The organism is Sporosarcina sp. Y352 (genome assembly GCF_056786535.1).
In genome coordinates this window covers 279,525-296,884 of sequence record NZ_JBXCJE010000002.1, presented here as the reverse complement: position 1 = coordinate 296,884, position 17,360 = coordinate 279,525, and the positions used below count along the sequence as shown (strand labels likewise).

The following is a 17,360-nucleotide window of genomic DNA, read 5'->3' as shown; positions in this document are numbered from 1 at the left end:
TTTAATTCCGGAAATATAGCTTGTAGTAACTATTCCCACGACACTTGTCTTTTTGTATCACTTTTAGTAATATATAATCAATATAGAAAGGGTGAACTATGTGACATCTGAAAATGAAGTGCCATTTTACCTAATTCAAACACTTCATTCCTTACGACTGAAATATGGGATGAATTCTCCTGAACTCGCAGAAAAAATTGGTGTTAGTACAACTACATACGAAGCATGGGAAGAAGATTCTTCTAACATTTCATTTACTCAAATATTGAAATTGGAAGAAGTATTTCAAATGCCTTCGAAATATATTTTTTTCGGGAAAGATATTACTCTAAGTAATCTACGGAAGTCAAATAAATAGCTATTTCAAATATTAACTGAATTGTCTCACATTAAAATTAGTCTGTCAAAGAACTACATCATGAACCTTTCCTTTTAATTAAAACGTTAAGTTGTCTTAGACTATTTCTTTTAGGGGTTGCACCATAATATGGACATTAAAAACTTTCAAGGTGACGTTAAGGTACTTATTTCAAGTATTATGCATGAACAATCGAAGCCATTTCAAACTAGCATTACAGAACTTTTAGCTTCAGCTAACGAAAATAAGCTTGAAGAAGCTCTTTTAAAACAATTAGTCCCTATGTATGAACTATTAGAGATTTTAAATAAAGAAAATAAAATAAATAAACAACAGTATAACCAGCGCAGAATAGCCTTACTAAAACTTTCGCAGCTCGCAGAAGAAGTCAATATCAACCATAAAAATACTTTATAAATCTTTTTTCACAATAAATAAAGTTCACTTTTCTAGTAAATAAAAAAATGCTATTCCACAATCATGTGGAATAGCATTTTTACTTTAATAGACCTGCTTTTAAATTACCATGCCAATTAAGTAAACTTGCCATTGAATCTTTATTGATCGCACCATTGTCTTTTGCCACTTCAGCAAGTGCGCCGAAATCAGTCAGACTCTTATACGTCAATCCCGCCTTCGCGAATGTTTCATCTGCACTTTGGAGTTCATATGTAAATATCGAAACAATTCCAGTCACTTCAATTCCTTCAGAGCGCAATGCTTCAGCAGCATTTAAGCTACTCCCCCCTGTAGAAATCAAATCTTCTATAATGACCGCCTTATCTGAATCGGCAATCTTTCCTTCAATTTGACGACTACGTCCGTGTCCTTTTGCTGTTGAACGGATATAGACCATCGGCAGTCCAAGAATGTCCGCAACCCAAGCAGCGTGTGGAATTCCGGCTGTCGCCGTTCCTGCGATGACTGTTGTTTCAGGATAATTTTCACGAATCAATTCCGAAAGCCCTTGAGCTATTTTTTTACGGCCAATTGGATCTGACATCGTCAAACGGTTGTCACAATAGATGGGGGATTCAATACCTGATGCCCATGTAAAGGGTTCGTCAGGGCTTAATTCTACCGCTCCTACATTTAACAGGATTTCAGCGACTTCTTTTTTTATCATTTCTATTTTGTCCCCTTCCAAAGTTCATTTATTTGTTCATAAGCCGCCCTTGGATCAGTCGCACCCGTAATCGCTCTACCTACGACGATATGGGTTGAACCGGCGAGACGCGCTTCATCAGGCGTTGCAATTCTTTTCTGATCATGTGCTCCGCCATCTGATAGACGTATGCCTGGCGTGACTTTGAAGAACTTTTCTCCGCAAACATTCGCAATGGCTGTTGCCTCATGGACCGAACAAACGACACCATCGAGTCCTGCCGATTTTGACAGTTTGGCATAGTGGGAAACAGAATCTTCTAGTGAGACATGAATCAACTGCTCTTCACGAACTTGCCGCTCATCCGTTGAAGTAAGTTGTGTTACACCAATTAATGAAGGACGTGCTATCCCTGAAGGGGTCCCCTTATCAAGACCTTCAAGTGCCGCTTCCATCATTGCCTTGCCGCCAGCAACATGAACGTTTAACAGGTCAACGCCGAATCCAGCAAGCACTTCCATCGCAGACTTTACTGTGTTTGGAATATCATGCAGTTTCAAATCTAAGAACACATCATATCCCAGTTCTTTTAAGCGAGCCACAACTGCAGGACCCTCTTTATAATAAAGCTGCATACCCACTTTCACATTGATGTCTCCGTCAAATGCTCGGAGAAATTCAAACGTTTTTTCGGACGAATCAAAATCAAGTGCAATAATTGGGGATGATTTCATAGACGGTGGCTCCTTCCTATCAGCTCTGAAATATGACCTATTCCTAGCTCATCTAGCTTAGCAGGCAATTGCTCTATGATTTGTGGACAAACGAATGGATTGACGAAGTTCGCTGTGCCTACCGCTACGGCACTTGCACCCGCAGACATAAAGTCGATAATGTCAGCCGTTTCCGTGACACCACCCATTCCGATTATCGGAATATTGACCGCTTTACTTACTTCATAAACCATTCGAATGGCAACCGGTTTAACTGCAGGACCGGACAAACCGCCTGTACCGTTCGCAATAACGGGCCGGCCTGTTTTCTGATCAAGACGCATACCAATCAGCGTATTGATCATCGTAATTCCGTCCGCTCCTCCTGCTTCGACCGCCTGTGCAATTTCCTTAATATCAGTGACGTTTGGAGATAATTTGACATAAACCGGAACTGCAGATACTTCTTTAACCGCTCTTGTCAGTTCTTTTGCAATTTCTGGATCTGTTCCAAAAGTGATGCCACCCGCCTTAACGTTTGGACAAGAAATATTGAGTTCAAGTGCTTTGACGTTCGGCGCTTGGGATAGAACTTTCGCTACTTCCACATAATCAGCTGTTTCTGTGCCTGCAACGTTTGCGATAATTGGAACATCAAACTGCTCCAGCCATGGCAATTCGCCTTCTAAAACACCCTTCAATCCCGGATTTTGCAATCCAATTGCATTCAACATACCAGATGCAGTTTCGGCTACACGCGGCGTTGGATTACCGAGCCTTGTTTCAAGTGTAGTTGCTTTGATCATAATCGCACCAAGTATCGACAAATCATATAGCTGACCATACTCTTTACCAAACCCGAAACAACCGGAAGCAGGCATAATTGGATTTTTTAACGACAAACCTGGTAATTCAATAGATAATCGATTCATATTGCCACCACCCCTGCCGGGAAAACAGGACCATCTGAACATACTTTAATATATGCTTTTTCGGACCCTTCCGTTGTTTGACAAACACATGCGAAACAGGCTCCAATGCCGCAACCCATTCGCTGCTCGAATGATAGAAATCCTTTTTTCCCTACATACATCTTTTGCACTGCTTCAAGCATCGGCATTGGACCGCAGCTGTAATACGTCGAGAACTCATTATCAAGTTCTGACATAACATTTGTTACAAATCCTGCCGTTCCCTGTGAGCCGTCAACAGTCACGATATGTGTTTCACCAAGCTGGTTGAATTCCTCTTCGTAGAATACAACGTCCTTTGATTGGAAACCTAAGACGTGCGTGCATTTCACACCTTCAGCTGTTAATTGTTTCGATAGCTCATATAACGGAGGTACACCTATTCCTCCCCCGATTAAAATAGCTGTCTCCCCAGACGCCGTTTCTTTGACTGGAAAACCGTTGCCTAGAGGACCGAGAACATCAATTTTATCATCAGTTCGTTTCTCTGAAAGAATTGTAGTCCCACGGCCTTCAGCGCGATAAATAATGGTCATTTCCCCAGCAATGTGGTCTATGGAAGCGATTGAGATTGGACGTCTTAACAGTGGTTCAATTGAATCAGATACTCGAATGTGAACAAACTGGCCCGGGGAAGAAATTTCCCCGACCAACTTACCTTTTAACGTCATTTCAAATATATTATGAGCTATTTGTCGTTGTGAAGTTACCGTCATTCGATCTTGTAAGATCATATAGTCTCCTCCACTTTCCCCATTTCCTCAGTTTGGAATGTCATCGATTCAATGACACGCAACATTGCATCTGCTGTATCAAGTGAAGTGAAACAAGGAATTCCATTTTCAACTGATTCGCGGCGAATTCTAAAGCCATCACGTGCGGGCTGTTTCCCTTTAGTCAGTGTATTGATAATAATTTGAGCTTTTCCTTTTTGAATAACATCCAGAAGCGTTGGTCCTTCTGAACCGATTTTCCCAATTGTTTTCACTTGGATCCCTGCGTTTTCTAAAACAGAAGCTGTACCTGACGTTGCCAAGATACGATAACCTATATCCGTAAAGCGCTTCGCAATGCTGACTATCTCTTCTTTATCTTTGTCCGAAACAGTCATTATAACGGAACCATATTCTTTTATTTCCATTCCTGCCGCAACAAGACCTTTGTACAAGGCTTTTTCAAGTGTAATGTCTTTACCCATAACTTCTCCAGTTGACTTCATTTCAGGTCCGAGTGTGATATCAACACGGCGTAATTTCGCAAACGAGAAGACGGGTACTTTGACGTAGACGCCTGACGGTGCCGGAGCAAGTCCATCTTTATAACCTTGTTCGATAATTGATTGGCCCAGAATTGCTTTTGTTGCAATGTTAGCCATCGGAATGTTTGTAATTTTACTTAGGAAAGGAACCGTTCGGCTTGACCGTGGATTCACTTCAATTACGTATACTTGCCCTTCCGATATAACGAACTGGATATTGAGAAGTCCAATTATTCCAAGCCCTTTTGCAAGGCGAGTCGTATAATCAGCAATTGTTTCTAGCTGAGAAGCCGATAAGTTTTGCGGCGGGAATACGGCAATCGAGTCACCGGAGTGAACGCCTGCACGTTCAATATGTTCCATAATACCTGGAATTAGTACATTTTCTCCGTCACATATTCCATCGACTTCGATTTCAGTTCCTGTCAAGTAGCGATCGACGAGTACGGGATGGTCAGGACTCGCTTCAACAGCATGCTCCATGTAATAAAGCAGTTCCTCTTCGTGGTAAACAATCTCCATAGCACGTCCTCCTAAAACATAGGAAGGCCTTACGAGTACGGGATAACCGATTTCATTTGCAATCGCGACAGCTTCCGGTACAGAGACAGCTGTTTTTCCAAGTGGCTGCGGAATTCCAATTTCACGCAATGCACTTTCAAACTTATTACGGTTTTCCGCACGGTCCGTATTTTCCAACGAAGTTCCTAAGATTTTCACTCCGCGTGCTTCAAGGCCAGCTGCTAAGTTGATAGCTGTTTGTCCACCGAATTGTACGATAACGCCTTCGGGCTGTTCAAGATCTACGATGTGCATTACATCTTCGATTGTCAGTGGTTCAAAGTACAATTTGTCCGAAATCGAAAAGTCTGTTGACACCGTTTCGGGGTTGTTGTTAATAATGATTGCTTCATAGCCAGCTTCTTGAATTGCCCAAACAGAGTGGACCGTTGCATAATCGAACTCTACGCCTTGTCCGATACGAATCGGACCCGACCCGAGAACTATGACACTCTTTTTATCCGATTTAATCGATTCATTTTCATCCTCGTACGTGCCGTAAAAATAGGGCGTATCCGATTCAAATTCGCCAGCACAAGTATCGACTTTTTTATAAACTGGAATAAGGCCATGCTCTTTCCGCCAGTCGTATACTACTCGCTCGTCTGTGTTCCACAGTTCTGCAATCGTTACATCTGAGAAGCCCATACGTTTTGCTGTACGTAAAGTTTCATAATGGAAAGGATTTCCCTTTACTTCGACTTCAAATTGCACGATTTTTTGAAACTTGCGAAGGAAGAATGGGTCAATTTGACTCCACTCGTTAATCGTTTCAACTGTTGCGCCCCTACGGAATGCTTCACCGATGAAGAACAAACGCTCATCACCTGCACGACGAATTCGTTTTTCAATCCACTCGTCAGTCATCGTCGCCCCATTTTTCAATGACAAGCCGAATTGGCCAGTTTCTAGCGAGCGAACTGCTTTTAAGATTGACTCTTCGAATGTACGGCCAATCGCCATTACTTCGCCAGTCGCTTTCATTTGCGTACCTAGGTTCCGTTTAGCAGATTCGAATTTATCAAACGGCCAGCGTGGTATTTTTGTCACGATGTAATCGAGCGTTGGTTCGAAACATGCGTATGTCGTCCCCGTTACTGGATTCATCATTTCGTCGAGCGTGAGTCCAACCGCGATTTTTGCAGCGATTTTTGCGATTGGATAGCCCGTCGCTTTAGACGCTAGCGCAGAAGAACGGCTAACGCGAGGATTCACTTCAATAATGTAATAGTTGAAGCTAAATGGATCGAGTGCAAGTTGGACATTACATCCGCCTTCGATTTTCAGCGCTCGAACAATTTTCAATGACACATTGCGCAGCATCTGATTTTCTCGATCTGTCAATGTTTGAAGTGGAGCTGCAACAATTGAATCACCTGTGTGAATCCCAACAGCATCTACGTTCTCCATATTACAAACAATAATTGCATTGTCCGCAGAATCTCGTACCACTTCATATTCAATTTCCTTGTAGCCTGCAATAGACTTCTCTAACAAACATTGCGTAACTGGACTGTATTTTAAGCCGCCTGTGACGATTTCATCGAGATCTGAATCGTTATAACAGATTCCTCCGCCAGTTCCACCCAATGTAAATGCAGGACGAACGATAACCGGATAACCGATTCTTTCAACAAGTGCATACGCCTCTTCAAGGTTGTGGATAATATCACTATCAGGTACAGGTTCACCTAATTCGTTCATCAGTGAACGGAATAAGTCACGGTCTTCTGCTTGGTGTATTGCATGAAGCTTTGTCCCGAGAATCTCAATGTCGAGTTCATCCAAAATACCTGAATCGTGTAGCTCAATCGCCATGTTAAGACCCGTTTGTCCACCTAATGTAGGTAGAAGTGCATCCGGACGTTCTTTTCGAATAATACGGCTTACAAATTCGAGTGTAAGGGGTTCAATATATACTTTGTCTGCAATCTCTGTATCCGTCATTATCGTAGCAGGATTCGAGTTGATAAGAATAACGCGATAACCTTCTTCTTTCAATGAAAGACATGCCTGTGTTCCGGCATAGTCAAATTCCGCCGCCTGTCCGATAACAATGGGACCTGATCCAATTACTAATATAGTTTCAATATCTGTACGTTTAGGCATTGAAATTCTCCTTTCGGCTGCTCGTATTCATTAATTCCATAAATCTGTCAAAAAGATGTTTCGAGTCTTCCGGTCCTGGTGATGCTTCTGGATGAAACTGAACGGAAAATGCAGCGTATTTTGTGCTTTTCACGCCTTCAACTGATGAATCATTAAGTGCTTTATGTGTCACTTCAAGACCAGTACCCACGAGTGATCTTTCATCTACTGCATAGCCATGACTTTGAGATGTCAGTTCTGTACGACCCGTCGTTAAATCTTTTACTGGGTGATTGCCACCCATATGGCTATTTTTCAATTTCATTGTCTGTGCTCCGCAAGCTATGGCAAACAGCTGATGACCCAGGCCGATTCCAAAGATTGGGGCTTTTCCTAACAAATCTCTAATTGTTTCAACCGTGCCCTCTACATCTTCCGGATTACCTGGCCCGTTTGACAACACAATACCATCTGGTGATAAAGCAAGGATTTCTTTTGTCGAAGTGTTATAAGGTACTACAATCACGTCGCAATCTCTATCGTTTAATTCACGTAAAATACCATGTTTCATGCCGTAATCGATTAGGATAACACGCTCTCCACGGCCAGGGCTTGGATACGGTTTTTTCGTTGAAACGCGGGCAACTAGATCTGTAGGCAATGTATAAGATACGGCTTGCTCAACCATTTCTTGCACGTTCACTTGTTCCCCAGCAGCTGTCAAAATACCTTTTAGTGACCCTTTGTCTCGCAACAGCCTTGTTAATTTACGAGTATCGATACCTTGGATTCCAGGAATACCTTTCATCGTCAGCAGTTCGTTAAGTGTCATGATACTGCGGAAGTTAGACGGTTCTTCTGCCAGTTCACGGACAACTACGCCGCTTGCCGCCAGTTCAATTGACTCGTAATCGTCTCGGTTAATACCGTAATTACCGATAAGTGGGTAAGTCATAACAATAATTTGTCCTGCACCTGATGGGTTCGATATGGTTTCTTGATAACCTGTCATTCCTGTTGTGAATACTGTTTCACCGATTGAGGCTGCATCGGAACCAAAAGCAATTCCCTCAAAAATTGTACCGTCTTCTAAAATGAGCATTCTTTTTTTCATCATTGTCCATCCTCCCAGACTACTTTTCCACCGTATATTGTTTTCACCGGCCACCCTGTACATGTCCAACCGTCAAATGGAGTGTTCTTGCCATTTGAGACAAATGTCGTCCGGTCTATTTTTTCTTCCTTATTCAAATCTAGGAACACTAGATCTGCAGTAGCACCGACTTCGATTTTCCCATATGGCAATCCGAAGACATCAGCAGGTTTTTTTGTCATCCAATCGATGAGTTGTTGCAATGTCCATATTCCTGTTTTTACAAAGTTCGTATAAAGAAGCGGGAAAGCTGTTTCAAATCCTGTAATACCGAATGGTGCTTTTGCAAAGCCCGCTGCTTTTTCTTCATCGGTATGTGGTGCATGATCTGTTGCGATGAAATCGAGCGTTCCATCAAGCAATCCTTCGCGCAATGCGATGAGATCCTCTTTTCCACGTAGCGGTGGATTCATTTTCCAATCAGCATTATCTCCTGGAATATCGTCTTCTGATAGAAGAAGGTGATGCGGACTTACTTCTGCAGTAACATGTATACCTGCTTTTTTCGCATCACGTATAACCCTAACAGATTCTTTCGTACTGACATGACAAACATGATAATGAGCGCCTGCTGCTTCAGCCAGTAAAATATCCCGCGCGATATGGACCGATTCCGCTATTGAAGGGATGCCAGGGAGACCGAGCTCCTTATTGCGTTTCCCCTCATGCATTGCGCCTCCGTAGATGAGCGTATTGTCTTCACAGTGAGCAACAATTGCCATTCCGATTTCGGCAGCATCTTGCATCGCTTCATACATCATTCCTGCCTGTTGCACCCCAACACCGTCATCTGTGAATGCAAATGCGCCATATTCTTTCAATTCCGCAAGATTCGTGCGTTCTTTTCCGGCTTCCCGAATTGTAATGGAAGCGTATGGAAGGACTCGAATTAGTGATTTCTGAGCTATCAACTCATTGACGAAAGTCAGATTTTCTTTTGTATCCGGAACCGGCCTAGTATTCGGCATTGCACAGATTGTCGTGTAACCGCCTTTTGCTGCTGCTAGCGTACCACTTTCAATTGTCTCTTTATGCTCCCCGCCTGGTTCCCGTAGATGCACGTGGACATCAATGAAACCTGGTGCTAGTAAAAGTCCTTGTCCATCGATGATTTGTGCACTCCCGGCATTTAGCTCCTGACCTATTTCCGAGATTTTATCATCTGTCATTTTTACATCTGTAGTAATAAGTTTTCCGTCTTCGTTAAGCATCTGAATCCCTTTAATCAGTTTCTCCATGTTAATTCCTCCCTTTCAAAACTATCTCCAACACAGCCATACGTATGTAAACACCATTTTCCATCTGTTTAAAGATCCTAGATTGGTTGCATTCAATAAGTGATTCTGAGATTTCTACTCCTCTGTTGAAAGGTCCTGGATGCATGATGATGGCATTTTCCTTCATCATCTTCGCACGAGCTTCTGTCAAACCATATCGTTCATGGTAACTTTCTTCAGTAAAGATTGAGCCTACTCCGTGCCTTTCATGCTGAACACGCAGAAGCATGACTACGTCACTCGTACTAATTACTTCGTCCCACGAATCAACGCTCTCAAACTCTCCTGCCCATTTAGCTGGGCAAAGGAAAGTCACATTGGCTCCGAGTTTTGTCAATGCATCTGCATTGGATCGAGCAACCCGGCTATGTGTAATATCCCCTGCAATTAGAACATTCAGACCTTTAAACGAACCGAACTCTTCCTTGATTGTGAACAAATCCAACAATGACTGCGTCGGGTGCTGACCTGCCCCATCTCCGCCATTTATAATGGATACATCCGTTCTACCAATCAATTCCTTATAGTATCCGTCTTCAGGATGACGGATAACAAGTGCATCCACACCGATTGCTTCAAGCGTTTTCACCGTGTCATAAAGAGTTTCACCTTTTAGTGTGCTTGAGAAATTTGATTCGAATGGCAGTACTCCAAGGTTAAGTTTTTGTTCGGCCATTTCAAAACTCATTTTTGTCCGCGTACTAGGTTCAAAAAACAAGTTACTGACAAAGTATTTCCCGGGCAATTCCCGTGTTCCAAGTTTTTTAAATGTATCTGCACGATCAAGGATAGTCATGATTTCAGCTTCACTCAGATCTTTCATGGATAGAAGATGTTGCATTCAGTTTATCCCCCTTTTATTGGTAAGCGACTAAACTCTATATCAGGATTTTTTAAAAAACGAGCCTTCCCGATAAACGGAAAGGCTCGTTAAGTATGACAATCCTCATCCTTCACTCAGATGGGCGTCTACGAACCTTTTCCTGACTCTCGGGCAGTGTTAAAAGGTTTTCTATTTAGTTTTATCGTCCATGCTATCATTCGTTCGGCCTGGTAGCACTAAGTTGAGCAGTACACCTACAATTGCTGCAAGTGCCATTCCCTCAATTTGAAACGTATCATTGAATTTAACGGATGCTCCTCCAATACCAATTATGAGAATAACAGATGCAATTACCAAGTTTCGCTGATTTCCGAAATCGATTTTATGATCCACTAGCATGCGTAAGCCAGACGAAGCGATAATTCCGAATAGGAGAATTGAAACCCCGCCGAGTACTGCTGCAGGAATTGTAGCGATTAACGCCATAACTTTACCTAGGAATGAGAAAGCTATTGCGAAAACTGCTGCTCCTAAAATTACATATACACTGTAGACACGTGTCAGTGCTAGAACACCGATATTTTCACCGTAAGTTGTCTTTGGTGGACCTCCGACAAAGCCGCTTATTAGCGTTCCCAGTCCATCACCCAGTAAGGAGCGATTCAATCCCGGATTTTTTATATAATCTCTTCCAACAATTCTACCGAGAACGAGCTGATGGCCAATATGTTCTGATATCGTTACGATTGCAATTGGCACCATCAGAGCTAACAGCGTGGGCGTAATGATGAATTCGTAATCTACTCCGGGTATAAGCATTTCTGGAAATTCAAACCATTTCGCTTCCAAAACTGCTGTAAAATCCAATATCCCGATGAATGCCGAGTAAATGTATCCTACTATGATGCCGATAAGTATTGGCATCAAACTAACAATTCCCTTAAAGAACATGATGCAGATTATTGCAGCTGCAAGTGTCACAATTGCCGCGGAAAAATGAAGCAGGTTGTATACCTTTTCATCCCCGACCTGAATCGTACTTGCCATGCTAACTGCAGTCGATGATAGTGCAAGTCCTATAACGATGATGACTGGTGCCACTACAATTGGAGGTAAAACTTTCATAATCCAAACATAGCCTGTTTTCCATATTAGCAGTGAAATGATACCGTAGACCAAAGCGACAAACATACTTCCAATCATCGCGCTACCAATGCCACCTGTTTGGGTCGCTACTTGAATCGGGATGATAAAAGCGAATGATGAGCCTAAGTACGCCGGGACTTGGAATCGTGTAACAATGATGAAAACGATTGTCGCAATCCCGCTTGTTAGGAGAGCGATTGCTGGACTTAACCCCACTAGTTGAGGAACTAGTATTGTCGCTCCAAACATAGCAAACATATGTTGTAAACTAAGAATAATCCACCTGGCAGTTGCTGGTTTTTCATGGACATCTAAAACTTTTTCGTTCATAGTCATTTTCCCCCGTACGATGTACTTTATTTACTTTCTAGTCTTCGGGAGATATTCCCATTCGCTTTTATTTAGAATGAATTGAAACGCTATCTTTGCCGTCGGTCTCTTGTACACTGACCACGACCTGCTCATCGTTCGATGTAGGGATATTTTTCCCTACAAAGTCGGGTCGAATCGGCAATTCACGATGGCCTCGGTCGACAAGTACTGCAAGTTGAATTGTCGCTGGTCTACCTAAGTCCATAACTGCGTCCATCGCCGCACGAACCGTTCTGCCCGTGTATAAGACGTCATCCACTAGGATCACTTTCTTATTTGTCACATCATGCTCAATGTCGACTTGCTGCACGAGAGGTTCGTTGTTGCTATGTTTAAGCATTAAATCGTCTCGATATAATGTAATATCAAGTTCACCCGTTTTAATGGGCTTCCCTTCAATAAGCTCGATTTTCTCTGCAAGTCTCTTGGCGAGGTATGCACCACGCGTCTTGATGCCGACAAGAATACATTCATCAATTCCTTTGTTGCGTTCGATAATTTCATGAGCAATTCTCGTAACTGCCCTGCCAATTGCTTGTTCATCAAGAATATTTGCTTTTTCTGCCATTTGAACATCCTCCATTTCCCAATTTTCACTGTCGATTGTCGATTATAATACCATCCTGAAGCCAAGAGGGTTAAGTGGTTTCTTTTTTTTTATAAAAAAACCCTCCCAGCCAAGGACGGCGGGAGGGTATACGTGCAGAAATAAATGTACATAGAAACTGCGCGCAGCAGTTTGACTGTACTTCCGTGCAACCTTCCCAGCCTCTCTGGACTGATGTTAAAGGTATCGCTATTCAATTGCTTCGTTCAGTATACAATTCACTCTTCTGTCTTGTCAACACTTTTTCTGACTTTATCAACTAATTCTTTAAAGTCTTCTGGCAGAGGACTGTTAAACTCCAAATACTCGTCAGTTACAGGGTGCTTAAAGCCAACTGTACCTGCATGCAATACTTGTCCATTAAACTCAAGTGTTTTTTTAGGTCCGTATTTCGGATCTCCGACGAGTGGATAACCGATGTATTTCATATGAACTCGGATTTGATGCGTACGTCCCGTTTCCAATTTACATTCGACTAATGTGTAATCGCCAAATCGTTCAAGTACTTTAAAATGCGTTACGGCATGTCTTCCTTTATCGACAATCCCCATGCTTTGACGCTCACGTGGGTCACGGCCAATCGGAGCATCGATGGTTCCATTATCATGAGGTATATGACCATGAACAAGTGCAGTGTATACACGCGTTACTGTCCGTTTAACAAGCTGGTCGACCAATGATACGTGCGCTTTATCATTTTTTGCGACCATCAACAGGCCTGAAGTATCCTTATCAATTCTGTGGACAATACCTGGACGGAGCACACCATTTATACCTGAGAGATCCGTACAATGATGCATTAGCCCATTAACAACTGTTCCTGACGGATGACCCGGCGCCGGATGGACAACCATACCGCGCGGTTTGTTGACAACGAGGACATCTTTATCTTCATAGACAATATCAAGATTGAGGTTTTCTGCAACGACGTCGAGTTCTTCCGGCTCAGGTTCATCCACCGTTACCGTATCACCTAGTTTTACTTTATAATTCGGTTTCACTTGTATACCGTCTACAAGAACAAAGCCATCTTTCAGCCATGTTTGAATTTGTGTACGTGACCATTCTGGGTTGACTTCCGACAACGCTTTGTCAATACGACTTCCCTTGTGTTCTTCAGTTATTTCGATTTCAATTATTTCCATACCTACACCTTTTTCTTGTTCTTTTTTTCATCCATAATTATATGAATGATGATGATAACTACGCCAACTGTCAATGCCGCATCCGCCACGTTAAAAATGGGGAAATCATAATTGATAACCGGAATCATGACATCGACGAAATCGACAACTTCCTTGCGCCATAGACGATCAATGAAATTCCCAATTGCCCCGCCAAGCAAAAACATTAGACCAATACCGAAGAGCGGTTGACCTTTCGCTTCTTTATGAAAGTAATAAATGATGCCGCCTGCAACTACAACTGTGACAATATAAAATAACCACATTTGACCTTCGAGCATTCCCCATGCCGCTCCCCTGTTGCGGTGAGATAAAAGCCCCAAATAAGGTTCTGCAATACTGATTTTTTCACCAAGTTCCATATTTTTAACGACAAGCCATTTAGTAATCTGATCTAAAACTATGACCAATGCCGCCAATCCGTAATAAATGAACAATCCAAATACCCCCGTCCGACAGATTACGTACTATTTTACCACATAGACACCTATATGAGCGCGTTTCAACGCTAAAAAAAGCCGCTGCAGCAAGCTTAATAAAAAGACTGCAGCGGCGGCTTTCAATTTAACCCGTCTTACGAATAATGCTCTATCACGACTTCTGCACAACGCGTACATAGTGTTGGATGTGTTTCGTCAGTTCCTATTGTTTCGGAAATTGTCCAGCAACGTTCACATTTTTCACCATCTGCCTTTTCAACAAGAACACTTACCGTATCCAGTTTCAAAGTACCTTCAGGCATATTGGTAATATCACCTTCAGCAAATTGCGATACGATGAAGAATTGTGCGAAATCGATATCGTCCGCCGCGAATACATCTTTCAGGTTTTCAGGGACAGCAACCGTTACTTTCGCTTCAAGCGACTTCCCGATCACTTTATCATTCCGCGCTTCTTCAAGCGCCTTCAGAACATTATCCCGGACAAGCATCAAGGTAACAAAACGTTCACGCAATGCTTGTGCTGTTTCCCCAAGATCTTTCGCGTCAGGCATATCTGTAAGCTGAATACTTTCTTCCGTCTTATGTTCAACAAATGCCCACAGCTCATCTGTCGTATGCGGAATAATTGGTGTCAATAATTTCAATAGCGAAATCAAGGTTTCATACATTACTGTTTGCATTGCCCGACGATGTGGATGATCTGCACCTTCGATATATACAACATCTTTCGCAATATCAAGGTAGAACGAGCTCAATTCACCAGTACAGAAGTTATTTACTGCATGATATACATTTGCAAATTCGTAATTATCATATGCTTCACGTACTTCTTTAATCATATCCTGCAACTTCACATAAACAAATTTGTCTACTGTACGCAGATTTTCAAATGCGACTGAGTCAGTTGCCGGATTAAAGTCCGATGTATTCCCGTGAAGGAAACGTAGTGTATTACGAATTTTTCTATATACTTCAGAAACTTGTTTGAAATTTGAATCCGACACTCTGACGTCCGCTGTATAGTCAACAGAAGATACCCATAGACGAAGAATATCTGCACCCAGCTGATTCATCACTTTCGCAGGAACGATGACGTTACCGATTGATTTACTCATTTTACGTCCTTCGCCATCCAGTGTGAAACCATGGCTTAGCACGCCCTTATAAGGCGCATGGCCATTAATCGCAACACTCGTCGTAAGGGATGAATTAAACCATCCACGATATTGGTCAGATCCTTCAAGATAGAGATCAGCCGGATAGACAAGATCATCTCGTTCTACAAGTACACCCTGATGCGTCGAGCCTGAATCGAACCAGACGTCCATGATGTCTGTCTCTTTTGTGAATAGACCGTTTGGACTTCCAGCATGTGTGAAACCTTCTGGAAGTAAATCTTTTGCATCGCGTTCGAACCAGATGTTAGACCCATTTTCACGGAACAATTCCGAAACGTTGGCGATTGTTTCATCCGTAATGATTGGTTCTCCATTTTCAGCATAAAATACTGGAATTGGTACTCCCCATACACGCTGACGTGAAATACACCAGTCGCCGCGGTCGCGAACCATATTATACAGTCTCGTTTCACCCCATGATGGTGTGAATTTCGTATTTTTTATTGCGTCAAGCAATTCTGAACGGAACGATTCAATTGAAGCAAACCATTGTGAAGTCGCTCGATAAATTACCGGTTTTTTCGTACGCCAGTCATGTGGATACGAGTGAGTGATAAATGATAACTTCTGAAGTGAGCCCACTTCTTTGAGCGCTTCAGTAACTGCTTTGTTTGCATCTTCATAAAAGAGCCCTTCAAAGCCAGGTGCCTCGTCCGTCATAACGCCACGGTCATCAATTGGTGAAAGCGCATCAATTCCGTATGACTTAGAAACATAGAAGTCATCTTCCCCGTGACCCGGTGCTGTATGGACACACCCCGTACCAGCTTCAGCTGTGACGTGTTCACCAAGCATGATAAGTGAGTCGCGATCATACAATGGGTGTTTGGCAATGACACGGTCTAGCTCAGTACCTTTTAGTTCACGTTCAACCGCATAATCTTCCCATCCGAGCTCTTCAGCTACAAATGTAAGTAAGTCTTTAGCGATTAGGAATTTTCCTTCTCCTGTTTTAACAATGACGTATATAAATTCAGGATGGACAGAAATTCCCAGGTTTGCAGGAATCGTCCACGGAGTCGTCGTCCAGATTAAGAAATTAACATCTTCATCAATCACACCAAGTCCATCTTTAACAGGGAAACTAACATAAATAGATGGAGATTTCTTGTCTTGGTATTCGATTTCTGCTTCAGCTAGTGCAGATTCACTCGAAGGAGACCAGTAAACCGGTTTTAGTCCTTTATAGATATAACCTTTTTTCGCCATTTCTCCAAAAACTTGAATTTGACGTGCTTCAAATGATGGCTTCAGCGTGATATATGGGTTATCCCAATCGCCCCTTACACCAATCCGTTTAAACTGGCTACGTTGGCTGTCAATCTGACTAAGTGCATATTCTTCACACATCTTGCGGAATTCAGCTACAGTCATTTCTTTTCTCTTTACACCTTTGTTAACTAATGCCTGCTCAATCGGTAGTCCATGTGTATCCCAACCTGGAACGTATGGAGCATGGAATCCTGACATTGACTTGTGGCGGACAATCATGTCCTTCAACACTTTGTTCAAAGCATGGCCCATATGGAGATCGCCATTTGCATATGGAGGACCGTCATGTAAAACAAAAAACGGGCGCCCCTCAGTTCGTTGTTGTACTTTTTTATAGATGTCCATCTCTGCCCATTTCTCTTGCATTAAAGGCTCTTTGTTAGGTAAGTTTCCTCGCATTGGGAACTCTGTTTTTGGCATAAGAAGTGTATCTTTATATTCCATATTGTTTTCCTCCTTTAAAATTGAAAAGCGTAATCAGTTCGCACATTTAAAAAGCGCAGAGTACCCAGAATCCAAGTTTAACCAACGACTTTCGTAGATTATCCTCTGGCGAAAAATTTTATGATTTTCCGAGCAACAAAAAAAATCCCCACCCCTAAAAAGGGACGAAGAATTAATCTCGCGTTACCACCCTACTTGCAGCAAACAGATTTGCTACCACTCAGACACCATAACGGGGTGTGTCCGGGATTACGTAAATCATTCCATAATCCGGCTCAAGAGTGATCTTCATTTCCAAATTGTTGACCGGGCTTCCACCATCCCCGGCTCGCTGTACACAATTTCGGAAAGTACTTTCTCCTTCAACGCCTGTTCTAAATATATGCATATAATTATATGTGTGTATT

The 17,360-nt window shown here is 42.4% G+C and carries 15 protein-coding genes and 1 other annotated feature; of the genes, 2 read left to right on the top strand and 13 right to left on the bottom strand.

Annotation, left to right across the window (positions count from 1 at the left end; genetic code table 11):
- The first annotated feature begins 100 nt into the window (after positions 1–100).
- Positions 101–358: a helix-turn-helix transcriptional regulator gene (locus AC1TO6_RS04390; protein ID WP_482100386.1), complete on the top strand. Its 258-nt coding sequence runs from the start codon at positions 101–103 to the stop codon at positions 356–358.
- A 129-nt stretch (positions 359–487) separates the two neighbouring features.
- The gene (locus AC1TO6_RS04385; protein WP_482100385.1) at positions 488–775 is read left to right on the top strand and encodes a hypothetical protein; all 288 of its coding nucleotides are present in this window, start codon (positions 488–490) and stop codon (positions 773–775) included.
- Between the two features lie 79 nt (positions 776–854).
- On the opposite strand, the gene pyrE is transcribed toward AC1TO6_RS04385, so the two are convergent.
- The 13 genes from pyrE to ileS all read right to left on the bottom strand — a co-directional run bounded on the left by pyrE (position 855) and on the right by ileS (position 16,953).
- The gene (gene pyrE, locus AC1TO6_RS04380; RefSeq protein WP_482100384.1) at positions 855–1,484 is read right to left on the bottom strand and encodes an orotate phosphoribosyltransferase; all 630 of its coding nucleotides are present in this window, start codon (positions 1,482–1,484) and stop codon (positions 855–857) included.
- 2 nt (positions 1,485–1,486) lie between these two features.
- On the bottom strand, positions 1,487–2,197 hold the full coding sequence (gene pyrF / locus AC1TO6_RS04375) for an orotidine-5'-phosphate decarboxylase (RefSeq protein ID WP_482100383.1): 711 nt from the start codon (positions 2,195–2,197) through the stop codon (positions 1,487–1,489).
- On the bottom strand, positions 2,194–3,108 hold the full coding sequence (locus AC1TO6_RS04370; protein ID WP_482100382.1) for a dihydroorotate dehydrogenase: 915 nt from the start codon (positions 3,106–3,108) through the stop codon (positions 2,194–2,196). The genes pyrF and AC1TO6_RS04370 overlap by 4 nt, the downstream gene beginning before the upstream one ends.
- Positions 3,105–3,881 carry a dihydroorotate dehydrogenase electron transfer subunit gene (locus AC1TO6_RS04365; RefSeq protein WP_482100381.1) on the bottom strand — a complete coding sequence of 259 codons (777 nt, stop codon included), beginning with the start codon at positions 3,879–3,881 and terminating at the stop codon, positions 3,105–3,107. Before AC1TO6_RS04365 ends, AC1TO6_RS04370 begins: the two co-directional genes overlap by 4 nt.
- On the bottom strand, positions 3,878–7,075 hold the full coding sequence (carB, locus tag AC1TO6_RS04360; protein WP_482100380.1) for a carbamoyl-phosphate synthase large subunit: 3,198 nt from the start codon (positions 7,073–7,075) through the stop codon (positions 3,878–3,880). Before carB ends, AC1TO6_RS04365 begins: the two co-directional genes overlap by 4 nt.
- Complete coding sequence (locus tag AC1TO6_RS04355) at positions 7,068–8,168, bottom strand: carbamoyl phosphate synthase small subunit (RefSeq protein ID WP_482100607.1); 1,101 nt, start codon at positions 8,166–8,168, stop codon at positions 7,068–7,070. The genes carB and AC1TO6_RS04355 overlap by 8 nt, the downstream gene beginning before the upstream one ends.
- On the bottom strand, positions 8,168–9,445 hold the full coding sequence (locus tag AC1TO6_RS04350) for a dihydroorotase (RefSeq protein ID WP_482100379.1): 1,278 nt from the start codon (positions 9,443–9,445) through the stop codon (positions 8,168–8,170). Before AC1TO6_RS04350 ends, AC1TO6_RS04355 begins: the two co-directional genes overlap by 1 nt.
- 1 nt (position 9,446) lies before the next feature.
- Positions 9,447–10,325 (bottom strand): aspartate carbamoyltransferase catalytic subunit, encoded by an 879-nt coding sequence (locus AC1TO6_RS04345; protein ID WP_482100378.1) that lies wholly within the window; start codon positions 10,323–10,325, stop codon positions 9,447–9,449.
- A 171-nt stretch (positions 10,326–10,496) separates the two neighbouring features.
- Positions 10,497–11,783: a solute carrier family 23 protein gene (locus AC1TO6_RS04340; protein WP_482100377.1), complete on the bottom strand. Its 1,287-nt coding sequence runs from the start codon at positions 11,781–11,783 to the stop codon at positions 10,497–10,499.
- A 67-nt stretch (positions 11,784–11,850) separates the two neighbouring features.
- Positions 11,851–12,393, bottom strand: coding sequence for a bifunctional pyr operon transcriptional regulator/uracil phosphoribosyltransferase PyrR (gene pyrR, locus AC1TO6_RS04335; RefSeq protein WP_482100376.1), 543 nt, complete (start codon positions 12,391–12,393; stop codon positions 11,851–11,853).
- A 257-nt stretch (positions 12,394–12,650) separates the two neighbouring features.
- Positions 12,651–13,577, bottom strand: coding sequence for an RluA family pseudouridine synthase (locus AC1TO6_RS04330; protein ID WP_482100375.1), 927 nt, complete (start codon positions 13,575–13,577; stop codon positions 12,651–12,653).
- 2 nt (positions 13,578–13,579) lie between these two features.
- Positions 13,580–14,053 (bottom strand): signal peptidase II, encoded by a 474-nt coding sequence (gene lspA, locus AC1TO6_RS04325; protein WP_482100374.1) that lies wholly within the window; start codon positions 14,051–14,053, stop codon positions 13,580–13,582.
- 137 nt (positions 14,054–14,190) lie between these two features.
- Positions 14,191–16,953 carry an isoleucine--tRNA ligase gene (ileS, locus tag AC1TO6_RS04320; protein ID WP_482100373.1) on the bottom strand — a complete coding sequence of 921 codons (2,763 nt, stop codon included), beginning with the start codon at positions 16,951–16,953 and terminating at the stop codon, positions 14,191–14,193.
- 157 nt (positions 16,954–17,110) lie between these two features.
- Positions 17,111–17,328, bottom strand: a binding site (T-box leader).
- Positions 17,329–17,360: the final 32 nt, after the last annotated feature.

Bases quoted from the DNA above. Each gene is read 5' to 3' on its own strand.
- AC1TO6_RS04340 (WP_482100377.1), bottom strand. From the start codon at position 11,783: ATGAACGAAAAAGTTTTAGATGTCCATGAAAAACCAGCAACTGCCAGG.
- AC1TO6_RS04345 (WP_482100378.1), bottom strand. From the start codon at position 10,325: ATGCAACATCTTCTATCCATGAAAGATCTGAGTGAAGCTGAAATCATG.
- AC1TO6_RS04370 (WP_482100382.1), bottom strand. From the start codon at position 3,108: ATGAATCGATTATCTATTGAATTACCAGGTTTGTCGTTAAAAAATCCA.
- pyrR (WP_482100376.1), bottom strand. From the start codon at position 12,393: ATGGCAGAAAAAGCAAATATTCTTGATGAACAAGCAATTGGCAGGGCA.
- AC1TO6_RS04385 (WP_482100385.1), top strand. From the start codon at position 488: ATGGACATTAAAAACTTTCAAGGTGACGTTAAGGTACTTATTTCAAGT.
- AC1TO6_RS04330 (WP_482100375.1), bottom strand. From the start codon at position 13,577: ATGGAAATAATTGAAATCGAAATAACTGAAGAACACAAGGGAAGTCGT.
- pyrF (WP_482100383.1), bottom strand. From the start codon at position 2,197: ATGAAATCATCCCCAATTATTGCACTTGATTTTGATTCGTCCGAAAAA.
- AC1TO6_RS04355 (WP_482100607.1), bottom strand. From the start codon at position 8,168: ATGAAAAAAAGAATGCTCATTTTAGAAGACGGTACAATTTTTGAGGGA.
- carB (WP_482100380.1), bottom strand. From the start codon at position 7,075: ATGCCTAAACGTACAGATATTGAAACTATATTAGTAATTGGATCAGGT.
- AC1TO6_RS04365 (WP_482100381.1), bottom strand. From the start codon at position 3,881: ATGATCTTACAAGATCGAATGACGGTAACTTCACAACGACAAATAGCT.
- pyrE (WP_482100384.1), bottom strand. From the start codon at position 1,484: ATGATAAAAAAAGAAGTCGCTGAAATCCTGTTAAATGTAGGAGCGGTA.
- AC1TO6_RS04350 (WP_482100379.1), bottom strand. From the start codon at position 9,445: ATGGAGAAACTGATTAAAGGGATTCAGATGCTTAACGAAGACGGAAAA.
- ileS (WP_482100373.1), bottom strand. From the start codon at position 16,953: ATGGAATATAAAGATACACTTCTTATGCCAAAAACAGAGTTCCCAATG.